This window comes from Tuberibacillus calidus DSM 17572 (assembly GCF_000430685.1).
Taxonomy (GTDB): Bacteria; Bacillota; Bacilli; order Bacillales; family Sporolactobacillaceae; genus Tuberibacillus; species Tuberibacillus calidus.
On record NZ_AUMM01000016.1, the window covers coordinates 63,114 to 79,437 of the forward strand.

Sequence of the window (16,324 nt, forward strand, 5' to 3'; positions counted from 1 at the left end):
TTTATTGAAAAAGAGAAAAATCGTCCAAGACAGAATTCGTGAGGACACTGATCAAGGCAGGTAATCTGCCCTGATTGGTGTCCTTTTTCTTAGTGGCCTTCCCCTGGATACCACGGGTTTAAGTGAATCAGGACTTCTTCGACTTTTGGATCTTCTTTTTTGATCGCATCGCGGATTTTTCGAGTGATGTCATGGCCTTCTTGTATCGTCATGTCTCCACGCACCCCTATGCGAATATCGATGAGAATATAATTGCCATGCTCTCTTGCTCGGAGCAAATCAATGCGTTTCACCTCGGGAAAGGATAAAATCAGGTCCTGATAAAATTTTTGCTTCTCCTCGGAGACACTGCTTTCCATTAACACATTGATGGCTTGGATGCCCATTTCGTAAGCGACCTTTAAGATTAAAAGGGAAACGATGATACCAGCGATCGGGTCACCGTAAACCGCATAGGATAAATCAAAGACATCGCCGACCTTTGCAAAACCGATGCCGATGACAGCGGCCAGTGATGCCCAAACATCAGCCAAATGATCATAGGCTGTAGCGATCAGGCTCTTGCTATCCAGTCTTTTACCGACACGAATGGTATAAAGATAAAGGCCGAGTTTCCATAACAGAGAGACTAATGCGGCAGAAAGGGCCCAAAGGCTGGCTTCACTCGCCGGATGAAATAAAGCAACCATCGATTCATAGATCAAATAAATACCGGCAAAAGCGAGGATAAGGCTTACGATGCCCGTGGCAATATCTTCAGCTTTTCCGTGGCCATATGGATGTTCTTTATCGGCGGGTTGATTGGCAAGCTTCATGGAGCTTATAGTGGCGATGGAGGCGATAAAGTCACCCCCGTTATGGACACCGTCTGCAATGAGCGCCGTACTTGAGAAAAGCGATCCAACGACGACTTTTACAACAGTCAGAATAAAATTGCTGATCAGGCTGATCCAGGCGGCTAGCCAGCCATGCTTCTTTTGGGCAGTGGTCAAAACGTTCACCTCTTAAATAATTGTTTCCCAAGGGAAAAATAAAAAAACGCATTGGCTGAGGTCGCCAAGCGTTGTTTTTTAAAATAAAAGACGCACGATTGGAAGAACATCTTTTACACCCACTTTATCCTCTTCTTCAAAGTATAGCCTTCTTAAATGGAAAAAACAATCACGAGTCATTCGGCTAATAATTTTATTATATCCGTTTCTAATTTTTCCGGAGGGGTGCTCGGTGCAAATCGTCTGATGACCGCCCCTTTACGATCAACCAGAAACTTCGTAAAGTTCCATTTAATGGGGCTGAAAAAGGCACCGGGTGCTTGTTCCGTGAGGTATTTAAAAAGTGGGTGGGCGTTTTTTCCTCTCACATCGATTTTGGCAAAGAGCGGAAATGTCACGCCATAGTTCATTTGACAAAATTCCTGGATGTCTTGCTCTGTTCCGGGTTCTTGGTGCAGGAATTGGTTACAAGGAAAAGCCAGCACTTCAAACCCTTCATGATGATATTTCTCATAAAGCTTTTGGAGGCCTGCATATTGTGGCGTAAAACCACAGCGACTGGCCGTATTCACGATTAGCAACACCTTGCCCTTATAAATCGAAAGCGGCTGGTTTTCTCCGGTGATCGTTGTCGCAGAAAATGAATAAATGCTCATCGCCCCACCTCCTCATAAAAAAACATAAAAATTGTGACTGCAAAAAGCGACGTGAACGCACATTTTCTTTTACCAACAGAAGCGTTTATGCGTATCGTACATATGCGGGTTTTAAGTTTGTTATTTAGCAGGCAAAGACAGCCAATCCAAAGTTGGAACAATGCCATTTCAAGATGTAAAGTATATGCGCAATTTTAAGGTAGAAACGCATAGAAAACGCGCAAAAACGGCATTTATGCGCATTTCTCAGCAGGAAGAATCGTGAAAATGCGCAGACGCGCTAGATTATGGAAAACGGCAGCTCATGATTTAGCAGAACAAACCAAGAAAACGCGCAAAAGCAGCGTTGAATCCTCGAGCTTAGCCGAGTTTTCTTTATCATAGTCAAGAATGACAAGTGTGACAAGCAAAAAATGGTTTCAAATAAAAGAAAACGAGGTTGGCTCTATTTTTATGAGCCAACCTCTCTGATCATTAACTTGCCAATGAATCTGTAGCGGTTTCTTTCGCTTTCGTGGAAGTTGCTTCTTCCAGTCGTTTAGGGTCAAATTCTTTCTCGCTTTTGGCAACGACAATGGCAGCAATTCCATTACCGATCATATTGATGATGGCACGTGCTTCCGACATAAAGCGGTCGACACCTAGCAACAGGGCAAGACCTGCCATCGGGATGACATGCATCGCGCTCAGCGTTGACGCTAAGACGATAAATCCGCCACCGGTAACGGTTGCTGCACCTTTCGATGTCAGCATCAAGATGGCGATCACCGTAATCTGTTGTGCGATACTTAAGTGCACATCGCTGACTTGAGCTAAGAAGATCACAGCCATGGATAGGTAGATGGATGTACCGTCAAGGTTGAATGAATACCCTGTCGGAATGACTAACCCGGTGACCGATTTCGAGCAACCGAGTTCTTCCATCCGTTCCATCATCCGCGGCAATACAGATTCCGAAGAAGAGGTACCCAAAACGATCAATAGTTCTTCTTTAATATATTTTAAATATTTCCAAAGGCTGAACCCATACATCCTACAAATGATGTTTAAAATCACAAAGACAAAAATGATCATGGTGGCATAGACCGATGCCATTAATTTTGCCAAAGGAATGAGTGAGGAAATCCCGTAATTTCCAATGGTGAAAGCGATGGCTCCGAACGCGCCGATTGGAGCGACTCTCATGATCATGTTAATGATTTTATAAAAGACTTCAGCAAGGCGATCAAACAAATCGACAACAGGTTCCCCAACTTTTCCAAGAGTAGCTAACGCAAAACCAAAAAGTACGGCAAAGAAGACAACTTGGATGATTTCCCCATTGGCAAAGGCCGCAAACACATTGGACGGAACAATGTGGAAAAGGAAATCAAAGAATCCCATTTCAGCACTGCCTTTTGTATATTGGGCAATTTGCTCAGCCGCCGCATCGCTTTGAACAAGGGCAACCCCATGACCGGGTTTGACGATATTGGCAATAATTAATCCGATGGCAAGGGCGATGGTGGTAACGATTTCAAAATAAAGCAGGGCTTTGCCGCCAACACGACCGACCTTTTTCATATCGCCCATCTTCGCAATCCCGATGACAATCGTTAAAAAGATGATCGGGGCAATAATCATTTTAACCGCATTGATAAAAATCGTCCCGAGCGGTTCCATCATCTTGGCGGTCTCGGGTGCAAAAATCCCAAGCAAAATACCAATGACGATGGCCGTCAAGACTTGGAAGGTTAAATTCTTAAACAGTCTTTTCAACTGGACCACTCCTTACAGTAATCGTCAAAAATGGAAAATGGTTATGAATCAAAATGATAACGCTTTCTTGTCTTATATGTTACATTTTTTTGAACACTTTATGGATGATTTGTAAGTAAAGAAAAGGTTTAGTAACTAAAGTAAATGGCAGCGGATTAGTCCGCTGCCTCAAGATAAGGGGATAGCGCTTTGAGGTTTTTTAGTGTATATAAGTGGGCTGGTCGACCATTGGACTTATACTCTAATTCGAGATGAAGATAGCCGATATCCAATAAAAATGACAGGTACTTCCGCATGGATATGCGCGAAATGCCTACATCTTTCGCTAATGCTTCTGTGGTAAAGGGTTCCTTTTTTCGTTGGATAATGTGGTGGACGACGCGTTGAAGCGTTTCCCGTGTTAACCCTTTTGGGAGTGGTTTTGGGCTTGTCCTTTTATTCACCGGAGGGTGCAACAATTGATCCAATTCATCTTGGCTGAGTTGGGAATGTGCATTTAGCAAAGAAATTTTTTTTTGGTATTTGAGGAGGGCATCGCGAAACCGTTCAAAGGTAAAAGGTTTAATGAGGTAGTCGACGACGCCGAAACGCAACGCTTTTCTTATGCTTTCTTTGCCGCTTTCAGCCGAAATGATGATGATATCGACGCTTTCGTTCTTTTTTCGTATAGACGATAACAGCTCTAAACCGTTACGGCCGGGCATGTAAATATCGAGTAAAAGGAGATCGACGCTATAGTTAATCAAAAAATCTACTGCCTCATGACTGTTTTTCGCCACGCCGATGCAGCGAAAACCATCCAATTGAGAAAGGTAGTGCTCATTAATTTTTGCCACCATCGGGTCGTCTTCAACAATTAAAACGCTAATCATCACTTCAACCTACTCCCAGGGTATTGTGACCTTAAAGGTTGTGCCCGTTATATCGGTTGCCACCGATATGGTTCCGCCCCATTCGTCAACATGTTGCTTTACGATGGCTAGCCCATAGCCGCGTCCGCTGCCTTTTGTGGAAACCCCTTTTTCAAATAGTCGGCATTTCAACGCTTCCGGAAGGCCTCTTCCCGTATCATGGACGATAAATACCGCTGTATCATTAGTATAATCAATGGTCACCGAGATAACCTTGTCTTTTTCTTCCTTCACAGCATCAAAGGCGTTATCAATGAGATTGCCCAAGATGGTGACGGCGGCATCGGCTAATCCTTTCTCATGAGGTTTAGGCAATGATTTATCACCAATGACCTTAAACGCGATGGCTTGTTCACGAGCCATGCTCATTTTGCTTAAAAGAAAACCAGCGAGAACAGGGTCTTTAATGAGTTTTGATACGGTGCCGATTTCAATCTGATATCTCTTCGTCATTCGCTGAATATAAGCGATGACTTCGTTCTTATCCCCTAGATGTAAAAGACCCAGAATAACGTGTAAGTGATTTATGAATTCATGGGTTTGCGCCCGTAAACTTTCCGCATAGAGTTTAACACCTGTCAATTGCTCGGCAAGTTGTTTCAGTTCGGTTTTATCGCGAAAGGTAGCGACGGCACCTACCGTTTCGTTTTCAACAGTAAAGGGAACTTGATTCGTGACGAGTACTAAGTTTCCCACTTTTAATTCATGGTCATACCGGGCTTTGCCGTTTTTAAGCACATCTTCAAGATGAAAATCCGGAAACACATCCTCAGCGCGTTTTCCAATGGGATGTTCTTTAATGCCGGCATGAGAAAAGATGCGGAGGGCTTCATCATTGGCTGCCACAATCTCTGCGTTTTGGTTGATGGCAAGGATCGCCTCTTTAACGGCTTTTAGCATCGCATCCCGCTCTTTCCACATGCGGGAAATTTCCGTCGGTTCCAGCCCGAATAAAATCGCTTTAATTTTCCGGGCGATCAATACCGCCGACAGCAGGCCAATCACGAGGCCGATGCTTATGCCGATATAGATAATATTCCGGCTATGATGAATCGCTTCTAAGACACGATTGAGCATGATGCCGACCGATACGACACCGATTTGTTTACCGTTGTCATTGTAAATAGGAACAAAGGCGCGCAGTGAATCACCGAGCGTTCCCCGGGCTTGGGAAATATAAGATTGCCCATGCATGGCGCGGTCCTCGTCCCCACCAACGAAATGCTTGCCGATTTGCTTTGGATTGGGATGGGATTTACGAATATGATGCATATCCATAACGACGATAAAGCGTACCCCAGTGACGCGTTGCATTTTTTGCGTTAAGGCTTGAATATCACTCTCTTTGCGTTTTCCCTCTAATGCTTCAATGATCGTCGGGGAGCGGCTTGTCATTTGCGCCACATCCATCGCTTTATTGGCCAGATTCTTCTCCGTGTTGCGCGTCTCATAAACCCCGAATAAAAGGCCGGTGGCTAATAATGAAAGAATGACGGTTGCGCTAATATACAAGGTTATAAATGTTTTGAGCTTGATGTAATATTTTCCGATTTTCAAAACGTCACCCTCACCTTCATCTCCATCATTCACAGTAACAGATGTCTTCATGCACGGCTACTTTTTTTAGAAAAGAAAAAATCACGTTTCACTTTCGACGAATAAGATATAGCGGTAAAAGGGCGCGGCTGCTTGAAAAATGTAGAGGAGGCAAGTATATGGCATGGTTTCACTTTTTTCTTCTGGGGCTTGCTGCGTTTCGCTTCACCCATTTGTTGGTTTATGACCGGATTACGGCCTTTATTAGGAAGCCTTTCCTTGAGGTGAAAGAGGAAACAGACCCTGATGGCAGTACCGTTGAAGTAATATTAGTTAAAGGAACGGGTCTTCGGAGATTTTTTGGAGAATTATTGAGTTGCCACTGGTGCACCGGTGTTTGGTGTGCAGCCATCCTATATGTGGGGAGTTTGTATCTATCAGCGGTTTTCGAGCCGGTGATTTATATTTTAGCCATAAGCGGATTGGCAGCGGTGATCGAGGAATGGCTTCGTCGTTAGCCTTTCGGTATTTGGTAGACGGATAGGTCATTCGACTCAATAGATTTTCCGTCCTGGGGCCATTTAACCGGAATTTTACGCTTTGCATGTATGAAAATCAGGTCCATTATCCTGATTTTTGTAATATAAAAGGATTCCTTTTATAAAGGTGGAAGTTATCATTACTCAACCGTGAGAACATCCAGACCCGCATAGATAGGCCAGTGACGGTTGATATTCTAAACGAGGAGGAATATCATGAAGGTCACGTTGCTGAAACGCATGGGGTTGATGATGCTTTCTCTTACCCTGCTTTTATTGATGGCGCAGCCGAAGACTCAAGCCGCCCAACAAGGGGAATCGATAGCGAAGCCAAGCAGTAAAACCACGCACCAATATGGGGCGGATGAAACCTTGCAAAAGGCTTTTGTTTCTGCTGCGAAAGAATTCCACGTGCCTGTAAATGTGTTAATGGCGGTGGCGTATAACGAAACGCGCTGGGAACATCACGATGGAAAACCGAGCACCTCAGGGGGGTACGGCATCATGCATTTAACGGATGCCGATCGGGTGCTTACAGTCACCGCAAAAGGTGAAATCCAGATGCAAACCGCCTCTCTTGACCCGTCGCTCCATACCTTGAATCATGCCGCAAAGCTCTTGGGACTTCCATCTGACCGGCTAAAGCATGACCCGGTTCAAAACATCCGCGGGGGTGCTGCGCTTCTCGCCCAATATGCCAAGGCGTCGATTGGTGATCTCCCAAAGGATCCAGCGGATTGGTACGGTGCCGTTGTCCAATATAGTGGCTCAAAAGATGAAGCCATTGCTAAAGGATTTGCCGATCGGGTTTTTGCCACAATGCAATCAGGAAAAGAGCGCATCACGTCGAACGGTCAACACGTTGTTTTAAAATCACTAGCTGTCACACCAAACAAAAAAACAGCCTCCCATCTTAAGTTAAGGCAGCATAAAAAATCCGATGTCGATTGCCCGAATGGCCTATCCTGTGAATTTATCCCTGCTTTATATGAACAATTTTCCGATAGCCCTACTGATTACGGGAATTACGACCTTGCCAATCGCCCATATGATGGGCAGGACATCCGTTACATTATTATTCATGATATTGAAGGGACTTATGAAGAAGGCGTCAATACTTTTTTGTCCCAGTCTTACGTCAGCGCACACTACGTTGTTAGGGAAACTGATGGTCATATTGCCGAAATGGTGAAACCGAAAGATATCGCCTGGCAGGCCGGCAACTGGTATATCAATGCTCATTCAATCGGTATTGAGCACGGCGGCACGGCTGTTGACGGCGCCGCTTGGTTTAGTGAACCTATGTATCATGCATCGGCTCAGCTCGTCAAATATTTGGCCAAACGCTATCATATTCCGCTTGATCGCGAGCACATCCTCGGCCATGACAATGTTCCGGGACTGAGTTCGACCGCACAAGGTAATATGCATTGGGACCCCGCCGTCTATTGGGATTGGAACCATTTCTTTGAACTGCTAGGTGCACCAATTCATCCGAAAGGTCCCAAAAAACATAGAAATGTCGTGACGATTAAACCGAATTTCAATACTAATCTTCCACCGGTTACTTACGGTGGCGTCGTTTTGGAACCGCAGCCGGCCAATTTTGTCTATCTCCATACGGCGCCAAGTTTTTCGGCACCATACATCAGCGATCCGACGCTTCATAAGGACGGAGCTTCCGGGACGACCAATATCTATGATTGGGGCGATAAGGCCGTCACGGGGCAAAGTTTTGTAAAAGCTGGTGAAGTCGGAAATTGGACAGGCATTTATTACGGTGGACAAATCGCTTGGTTCTATAACCCGCACGGAAAAAATGCTGTTGAAACACACGCGATGGTCGTGACACCTAAGAAAGGTTTAGAGGCTGTCCCTGTTTACGGAGGAGGGTATCCTGAAGGAGCCGCCTTTGACAAAGCCGGCATACCGCAAGCGACTTTGACCCCTTTAAATTATACTTTTTCAGCCGGCCAAAAATATGTGGCAACCGGGCCGTTTAAATCGGATTATTATTATGCGAAAGTCTACAATGACCCATCCGCTTACAAACTTGTGCGCGGTGATGATGAATTTTATCAAATTTCCTTTAACCACCGCATTGCTTTTGTAAAAGCAAGTGATGTAACGGTCATAAAATAAACGACCTAAAATGTTTGACTGCCATTTGGCGGTCTTTTTCTTTTGGAATCGAGTGAAGGCTTATTGGGGAAAGATTGCCGTTTAAATTTTTTATGGGATGTTTGACGCAATGTCATATATAATTATTTTGATAGAAAAATTTTAAAATTATTGTATTAAGGTTTTTAACGGCTATGCCTGAATGGGTGGCCAATCGATCTTCACAGGAATACAGCCAGATCGGGTGAATCTTCCTACATTTTGGGATGGCAGAGGGCCATATTGAAGCTATGCAGACATAACAACAAGCATTTGGAAGATGAACTGAAATGTGATGACGGAAAAGTTTTCAGTTGAAAAGGGGGCGTTGCCACATGGAAAAATTAACACGCTGTATTGAAAAGTGGATTAATGAAGCTGGTGGGACGTGGGGGATTGTTTTAGAGGATTTAAACGAAGGCGTGCGCTGGGAACATAACGAAGATCGTTTATTTTATGCCGCAAGCATGATTAAATTGCCAATCATGGCGGCTGTATTTGCAGCGGCATCAAGGGGAGATTTTCGTTTAACCGATTCTTTGACAATGAAAAAAGATGACATCGTCGGAGGATCAGGCGTCCTGCAACACCTATCACCGGAATTGAAGCTGCCTATTTATGATCTCGTTACCCTCATGATCATCCAGAGTGATAACACGGCGACGAATATGTTAATCGATCTTGTCGGTTTTCAAGAAATTCGAAACGCCATGCAAAATCTAGGGATGGAGGACAGCACGTGCTTTACAAAATTGATGACGGTGCCTGTGGAAAGACCGGGACGGAACATGGTTACCGCTCGCGACTTGAACCGACTTCTAAAAAAATTGGCAACTGGCCAGTTCGTGTCATTGTATGCTTGTGAGCACATGATTGACATCATGAAGAAACAACAGTTCCGCGATTGTCTGCCATCCCTTCTTCCCGATGATGATCCTGATATTGTCGGGACGCTTCCAACTTGGGAATTCGCCAATAAAACAGGCTGGGTCACCGGCATTCGTCATGATGGAGGCATTCTTTATGTCGGTGAGCGGGCGCTCGCGATAACAGTTCTGTCAGAAAGCGTCGACGATAGGCAGGCAAAAGCGACAATGGGGAAAATCGGCCGGGCGGCTTATGAGTATCTTTTAACACCTTCCCAGAAGAAGACTTCCGCTTCGATTTAACTGTAAAAAAAGAAAAATCGTTCACTTAGGAGCGTTTTCTAATCTCATTATCTATAAAAAAGGGATTATAAACCTTTTTGTCGAAAGGCTATAACGGGGAAAAAATATAGAAAAGAGGCGGCTGTTTTGAAATTTAACGAATATAAGTATGAAAGACCGGACATGGAAGCTTTTAAGAAGCAATTCCAAGACGTTTTAACGCAATTCACTCAGGCGGACAGTTTCGAAGCGCAAGATCGGGCGATGGGGGAGATTAACCGCTTAAGAAATCATTTCGAATCGATGCAGACGCTGGCTGAAATTCGCCATTCCATCGACACCACAGATGAATTCTACGAAACTGAGCAAAATTACTTTGATGAAAACGGCCCCATTTATCAGGGATTAGTAACTGATTTTTATAAGGCGTTGGTGAACGCGGCTTTCCGAAAAGAGCTCGAGGAGAAATGGGGTAGCCAGCTGTTTAACATTGCGGAACTCCGGTTAAAAACATTCTCTCCGGAAATCATCGAAGACTTGCAACAAGAAAATAAACTATCGACCGAATATACGAAGTTAATGGCTTCGGCGAAAATCGAGTTCGATGGAAAAGAATTAAACTTATCGCAACTGGGACCATATCAACTTTCGACTGACCGAGACGTTAGGCGGAAGGCTTATGCAGCGAAATACGGTTTTATGGAGGAAAATGAGGAGAAACTCGATGATATTTACGATCAGTTGGTGAAGGTACGCACAACCATCGCGCGCAAACTGGGCTATAAAAATTTCGTTGAATTAGGTTATGCGCGGATGATGCGCACCGATTACAATGCGGACATGGTTAAAAAATTCCGCGATCAGGTCAAGGAATATCTCGTACCAGTAGCCTCAAAATTAAAGGAAAAGCAACGTCGGCGGCTCGGTATTGATTCCATCAAGCATTATGACGATAAATTCAGTTTTAAAACCGGCAATGCGAAACCCAAAGGGGACTCGGATTGGATTTTGGAAAACGGTAAGCGGATGTATCAAGAAATGTCCGCGGAAACGCATGAATTTTTCACTTTTATGACCGAAAACGGGTTGATGGACCTCGTAGCCAAAAAAGGCAAAGCCGGCGGCGGTTACTGTACATACATCAGTGAATATCAAGCGCCGTTTATTTTTTCCAATTTTAACGGCACAGTCGGTGACATTGATGTGCTCACACATGAAGTTGGGCATGCGTTTCAAGCCTATTCCAGCCGTCATTTAGAAGTGCCAGAGTATGCTTTTCCGACCTATGAGGCCGCTGAAATTCATTCCATGAGCATGGAATTTTTCGCTTGGCCGTGGATGGACTTGTTTTTCAAAGAAGATGCTGATAAATATCGTTTCGGCCACTTAAGCGAAGCGATTCTCTTTATTCCGTATGGCGTGGCAGTTGATGAATTTCAACATTTCGTTTACGAACATCCTGATGCCACTCCTGCCGAGAGGAAAGCCGCTTGGCGTGAAATCGAGAAAAAATATTTGCCGCACTTGGATTACTCCGAAAATGATTATTTGGAACGAGGCGGCTACTGGCACCAGCAAGGCCATATTTTCGGTGCACCGTTCTATTATATTGATTATACTTTAGCGCAAATTTGTGCTTTATCCTTCTGGAAAAAGATGCATGAAAATCGCGAGGCCGCTTGGAACGATTATTTGGCGCTTTGCCGCGAAGGGGGCAGCCGGTCCTTTACCGAGCTGATTCGCATTGCCCATTTAAGATCACCATTCGAAGAAGGCTGCGTGGAAGAAGTCATCGGTGATGCCGAAAGCTACCTGGATGCCGTAGACGATACGAGGCTTTAACAAGTTCGAGAGGGCCAAAAGTTTATAGCTACGACGAATCTGAAAGAAAAAAGGGACGCCCGTTCGGCTCCCTTTTGTTTTTTAAACAGGTTAGTAAAGTATAGCATTTTTTCACGTCAGCATTCGCTCAATAGGTTGGGCAAAGCGAAGAATCTTTACTGTGGCGGAACCATGCCGTACATATCGCCTATTTTTTCCGTCATGGTTAGATCGGCTGTTTCCAATGGATAGTATCCTTTTTTCACGAGCCATTGCCAAACCTCATAGGCATGATTACAACTCATCAAAAAGGCGTTCTGGCAGAAGGCTCGGATTTCGGGGTTGCTCATTTCCATCGCCGACCACGCATATTCCCGTCCTGCCCTTTTTAGGGTTAATAAATAGGCGGTTGCCATTTCCCTGTCATTAAATTCTTGCACATTTGTCCGGGGGGTGACGGGCACATAATTGGCGGCCGGTGAGGCTGTAAAAGACGGCAAGGTGGCGTTTAATTCAGGAATAGGGAGTTTTGTTTCTGCTCCTTGCGCCTTGCGGAGATACTCCACTTTAATGTCATAGTCACGAATATGATACGGTAAATGTTTTTCAACAAGGGCTTTTAATTCGGGATCTTGAATGTGTTGCAAAAAATATCCCATGTTTGTAATGGAATTCACGCAGCTGAGAGCCAGTTCATGTAAATCATGCATTTCATGGGCGGCAAGTTGCACATCCATCTCTCCATTTCATAGATATTTTCGAAGAATAATTTACCCGCTGCGTTTTCATTTATACAAATGGGTGCGTCAATAAAAATCATTGTAAGCGAACGGCTTACATTGAAGTGGCTTCAGTATAAAGCTTTAGCCGGAAGACTGTCTTAAAGAAAATATATGGTTTTTCAAGACCGTAATAAGAAAAAACTTAGCTCTACTTCATGACAGAGACAAGTTTTTTTCAATTTCATTAGCCACCTCTAAGATTTTGTATGGGTTTAAAACGAAAAGTACCCTTTGATAAGGCTGTGGCACCCGTTTAATCGTGTTTGGCCGCTTTTCTTAATTGCCACAGCCGATAAATATTTATGACTACGGTTTTGGCAACGGCATAAACCGGAACCGCTAGAATCATTCCTAATACGCCCGCCAAGTTTCCTGCGACAAGCAATAAAACGATAATCGTCAATGGGTGCATATCGAGCCGTTTACCGATGATCAGCGGTGACATAATATTTCCGTCAATTTGTTGAACAACGACAACGACAATCACGGCGAGAAGGGCCTTTGACGGAGTATCCAACAATCCGACGATCACAGCCGGAGCTGCCCCGATAAAAGGACCAAGGTAGGGAATAATATTTGTCACCGCGATGATTAACCCGAGCAACAAGGCATAAGGCAGATGAATGATTAAAAAGCCGATAAAGGTTAGAAAACCGACTGCCAAACATACCAATGTTTGCCCTTGAATGTACGTTCCGAGCGTTTCACCGGTTTCCCTTATAATATTTAACCCTTCATTTCGGTAATTGACAGGAATAAAACGCATGACGGCAAGCGGAAATTTCTTGCCATCTTTAAACATGTAGAAAAGAATAAAAGGAACTGTAATGATCGTGACCGTAATGCTTGTGATGACGCCAATGGCGGTTTGCATTCCGGCAGTAATATTGTCGGTAAAATCGGTCAGCCACTTCAGCATTGAACTGTTTACTTTTTCTAATAACTTCTGTTCCTGGACCCAATTATAGAGATCGGTATGCATCAAATAGTTAAATAAATCTTTACTGCTTTTCACGTACTCAGGGATGTTGTTGATTAATTGATTGATTTGCCGGACGACGACGGGACCGATTAGGCCGATGACGAGGACAATGGCCCCAACAAAAATCACGTATAAAATGAGGATAGCTAAAGTTCTCGGAATTTTAGCCTTCTCAATCAAGTTCACAATGGGGTTTAACAAAAAATATAAAAAAATGGAAATTAGAAATGGGAAAAACAATGTCGAAATAAATGTAAACAATGGTTCAAAGATAAAGGACAGCTTTGTGCAGACAAATAAAATGATAACGATCATGAGGATTTCAACTGTCCAAAAATGCAATTTGGATTTGAACAACGCCACCAACGTCTCCTCTCCAAAAAATACCTCCGAACAAATAGCCAAGAAGTGAACTGAGGTCATCCTTGCTCAACTAACCAAGGTTCCAGATAAACTAGTAGCCCCTTTTAGAATACTTCATTTGATGGCTGAAGGGGTGGAAAAAAGAAATTCTTACATATTTAACCGGTCGTTCTAAAAAATTTTTTTGAAGACTAAGTTTGACCGCTGTTTATACATATGTATGAAAATTTTGCCTAAGTCTAACTATAATATATCATTTTTCCCGCCCGGTAACATAGATAAACCCTAAGGATTAGACAAAGTCGAACGGTGTCCAAAATCATATACTTTTACTACCGCGCATTATTTTGATAATTTTGTATTTAGAATTGATTTTCATTAAGGAGGGATCGACTTTGACGGAGGATTTAAACGATTGGGCCATTGAAGACATTTGGGCAGAAATTGAACGGTTGATGAACGATGACCCCGAACCTATCCAAGGCTTGAACGTCATCTATCAATATGAATTGACCGGAGATCATGGTGGGACATGGCAGCTTAAGCTCGCTTCCGGAAAGGCAAAGGTGTTCAAAGGTTCCGAAGAGAGCGCAGACTGTATACTGAAGCTTTCCGTACCGAATTTTAAAAAGCTTGTGATGGGTAAACTGTACGGAACGACCGCATTTATGCTTGGCAAACTAAAGATAAAGGGGGATATTGGACTTGCCCTCAAATTAGATGGGCTGCTAAAACATTATCGTCAGGGACGACTCGCTGCGGATTGATGACACTCTCATTTGAAAACCTTCTCTGTATATAAGGTTTGTGGGAGTATGATTATTAGGAATGTTAATCTGGACCGAAAGAAAGAAAACCAATGGGTAAATGCACCGCTCTCTATTTAGGCGCATAGAATAGTTTGACTATTTTTATAGGGGGTATAGCGGTGCTTATCCATGTTGTCCAAAGAGGGGAGGTACTTTGGCACATTGCGTCCCGGTACGGCGTATCTATTCAAAAACTTATCCGTGTGAATGAACTGCCTGATCCAAACCGTCTTGTACCGGGGCTGGCCTTGGTGATTCCCGTGGCTGTACGCTATCACACGGTGCGCCCCGGTGAAACACTTTGGCAAATCGCTCAAAATTACGGCATCTCCGTCAATGAAATATTAAGGGATAACCCAACGATTGACCCTAATCATCTCATTCCGGGCGCGGTGTTAATTATACCGCCCAGGCGTTATACGGTTCAACCGGGGGATACGCTAAGCGAAATTGCTCGTCGTTTTAACACGACGGTCCGCGATATACAATTGATTAATGATATAACGCTTCCGGATCTTTTACAGGTTGGAAGAATCTTAGTGATCCCAAGCGGCGTTAAACCGACGATTGAAGTCAATGCCTTCACCTATCAATCGGAAGAGGAAGGGGCACAATCCATTCGCCAGCACGGGGAGGATTTGACCTATGTTTCGCCGTTTGCTTACCGCATTCAAAGGGATGGCGGCCTTGAACCATTTCCCGATGCCGCAATGATTGCGGCTGCACAGGCTGAGCGCGTAACCCCGATGATGGCGATTACGAATTTTACCTCTGAGGAAGCCGGAACGGAACTTGCCCATACCGTGCTCTCTAACACGGATATTCAGGATCGGCTGATTACAACGATTATTCAAACGATGCATAGTAAAGGGTACAAAGGGCTTAATGTTGACTTTGAAAATGTCCGCCCCAGCGACCGAGAAAATTACAACCGTTTTTTACAACGGGCTACGGATCGCTTGCATCGGGAAGGATTTTTCATCTCAACATCCTTGGCGCCGAAAACAAGTTCCGCCCAACAAGGGCTGCTTTATGAAGCTCACGACTATGCGGCGCACGGGCGGATCGTCGACTTTGTCGTTTTGATGACGTACGAATGGGGCTATCGATTGGGGCCGCCACAAGCCATCTCGCCCATCAATCAAATCCGAGCCGTCCTCAATTATGCGGTCACGGTCATACCGAGAAATAAAATCATGATGGGTTTTCAGCTTTATGCGCGGGATTGGCTCCTGCCCCATCGACCGGGCATGCAGGCGGAAACCTTTAGTCCTCAGGAAGCCGTCAGACGGGCTGTTCAGCATCATTCGGTGATTCACTTTGATCCGGTCGCCCAGTCGCCGTATTTCAGATACACAGATGAACAAGGCCGGACCCATGAGGTCTGGTTCGAGGATGCCCGCAGCGCTCAAGCGAAGTTCGACCTTGTCAAAGCATACGGCTTAAGAGGAATCAGCTACTGGGTTCTTGGTTATCCGTACCCGCAGAACTGGGTGCTTTTGGCCGATAATTTTAACATTCGCAAGCTTTAGGTGCCTTAGTCCACTAGGTTTGCAAATAGCTGGAATATAATTACATTTATGTGGAATGGCTCAAATCAATCTTGGCGATTTTTTAAAATACCATAATGATAAAAAGTTGGATTTCATTTATTATCCTTTAATGTAATTTAATGGAATTTGTTTTTCTTTTAATTAATGAAAAAAGGCAACGTTGTCTTAGAAATAGACAAGTTACCATTTTGTGGAATTCAATTATTTAACCATAAATTTGACTGCTTTTAGTTTTCTGGGATGTTTTCTCGGTCTTCCTGGTTTCCCTTTCTTTTTCCTCCCTTTTGAGGTTCGGCTGGGCTCGCGATTAAGGG

At 44.1% G+C, this 16,324-nt stretch carries 13 protein-coding genes; 6 read left to right on the forward strand and 7 right to left on the reverse strand.

The window, feature by feature from the left end; translation table 11 throughout:
* Positions 1-89: 89 nt before the first annotated feature.
* The 5 genes from H532_RS0104895 to dcuS all read right to left on the reverse strand — a co-directional run bounded on the left by H532_RS0104895 (position 90) and on the right by dcuS (position 5,925).
* Entirely contained in the window at positions 90-992 is a 903-nt protein-coding gene (locus H532_RS0104895) for a cation diffusion facilitator family transporter (RefSeq protein WP_027724565.1), read from the reverse strand.
* A gap of 176 nt (positions 993-1,168) precedes the next feature.
* Positions 1,169-1,648 carry a glutathione peroxidase gene (locus H532_RS0104900; RefSeq protein ID WP_027724566.1) on the reverse strand — a complete coding sequence of 160 codons (480 nt, stop codon included), beginning with the start codon at positions 1,646-1,648 and terminating at the stop codon, positions 1,169-1,171.
* A gap of 474 nt (positions 1,649-2,122) precedes the next feature.
* On the reverse strand, positions 2,123-3,406 hold the full coding sequence (locus tag H532_RS0104910) for a dicarboxylate/amino acid:cation symporter (protein ID WP_027724567.1): 1,284 nt from the start codon (positions 3,404-3,406) through the stop codon (positions 2,123-2,125).
* A gap of 155 nt (positions 3,407-3,561) precedes the next feature.
* The gene (locus H532_RS0104915) at positions 3,562-4,278 is read right to left on the reverse strand and encodes a response regulator (protein ID WP_027724568.1); all 717 of its coding nucleotides are present in this window, start codon (positions 4,276-4,278) and stop codon (positions 3,562-3,564) included.
* Between the two features lie 9 nt (positions 4,279-4,287).
* Positions 4,288-5,925: a DcuS/MalK family sensor histidine kinase gene (gene dcuS, locus H532_RS0104920; protein ID WP_081412322.1), complete on the reverse strand. Its 1,638-nt coding sequence runs from the start codon at positions 5,923-5,925 to the stop codon at positions 4,288-4,290.
* A gap of 107 nt (positions 5,926-6,032) precedes the next feature.
* On the opposite strand from dcuS, the gene H532_RS0104925 reads away from it, so the two are divergent.
* The 4 genes from H532_RS0104925 (at position 6,033) to H532_RS0104940 (ending at position 11,542) form a co-directional block, all read left to right on the forward strand.
* A complete protein-coding gene (locus H532_RS0104925; RefSeq protein WP_027724570.1) occupies positions 6,033-6,371 on the forward strand; it encodes a DUF1360 domain-containing protein in 339 nt (112 codons plus the stop codon).
* 237 nt (positions 6,372-6,608) lie between these two features.
* The gene (locus H532_RS17890) at positions 6,609-8,534 is read left to right on the forward strand and encodes an N-acetylmuramoyl-L-alanine amidase (protein ID WP_038111559.1); all 1,926 of its coding nucleotides are present in this window, start codon (positions 6,609-6,611) and stop codon (positions 8,532-8,534) included.
* A gap of 353 nt (positions 8,535-8,887) precedes the next feature.
* Positions 8,888-9,721 (forward strand): serine hydrolase, encoded by an 834-nt coding sequence (locus H532_RS17895; RefSeq protein ID WP_038111562.1) that lies wholly within the window; start codon positions 8,888-8,890, stop codon positions 9,719-9,721.
* A 126-nt stretch (positions 9,722-9,847) separates the two neighbouring features.
* Positions 9,848-11,542 carry a M3 family oligoendopeptidase gene (locus H532_RS0104940; RefSeq protein WP_027724571.1) on the forward strand — a complete coding sequence of 565 codons (1,695 nt, stop codon included), beginning with the start codon at positions 9,848-9,850 and terminating at the stop codon, positions 11,540-11,542.
* A gap of 155 nt (positions 11,543-11,697) precedes the next feature.
* Here H532_RS0104940 and H532_RS17900 read toward each other — a convergent pair whose 3' ends face one another.
* Together H532_RS17900 and H532_RS0104950 are read right to left on the reverse strand one after the other, a co-directional pair.
* Entirely contained in the window at positions 11,698-12,252 is a 555-nt protein-coding gene (locus H532_RS17900) for a spore coat protein (protein ID WP_038111563.1), read from the reverse strand.
* A 304-nt stretch (positions 12,253-12,556) separates the two neighbouring features.
* Positions 12,557-13,642, reverse strand: a complete 1,086-nt coding sequence (locus tag H532_RS0104950; RefSeq protein ID WP_027724572.1) for an AI-2E family transporter — start codon at positions 13,640-13,642, stop codon at positions 12,557-12,559.
* A 401-nt stretch (positions 13,643-14,043) separates the two neighbouring features.
* Here H532_RS0104950 and H532_RS0104955 point away from each other — a divergent pair, with 401 nt between their 5' ends.
* Positions 14,044-14,415, forward strand: coding sequence for an SCP2 sterol-binding domain-containing protein (locus tag H532_RS0104955; RefSeq protein ID WP_027724573.1), 372 nt, complete (start codon positions 14,044-14,046; stop codon positions 14,413-14,415).
* Between the two features lie 161 nt (positions 14,416-14,576).
* A complete protein-coding gene (locus tag H532_RS0104960) occupies positions 14,577-15,989 on the forward strand; it encodes a glycoside hydrolase family 18 protein (protein ID WP_027724574.1) in 1,413 nt (470 codons plus the stop codon).
* Positions 15,990-16,324 lie beyond the last annotated feature (335 nt).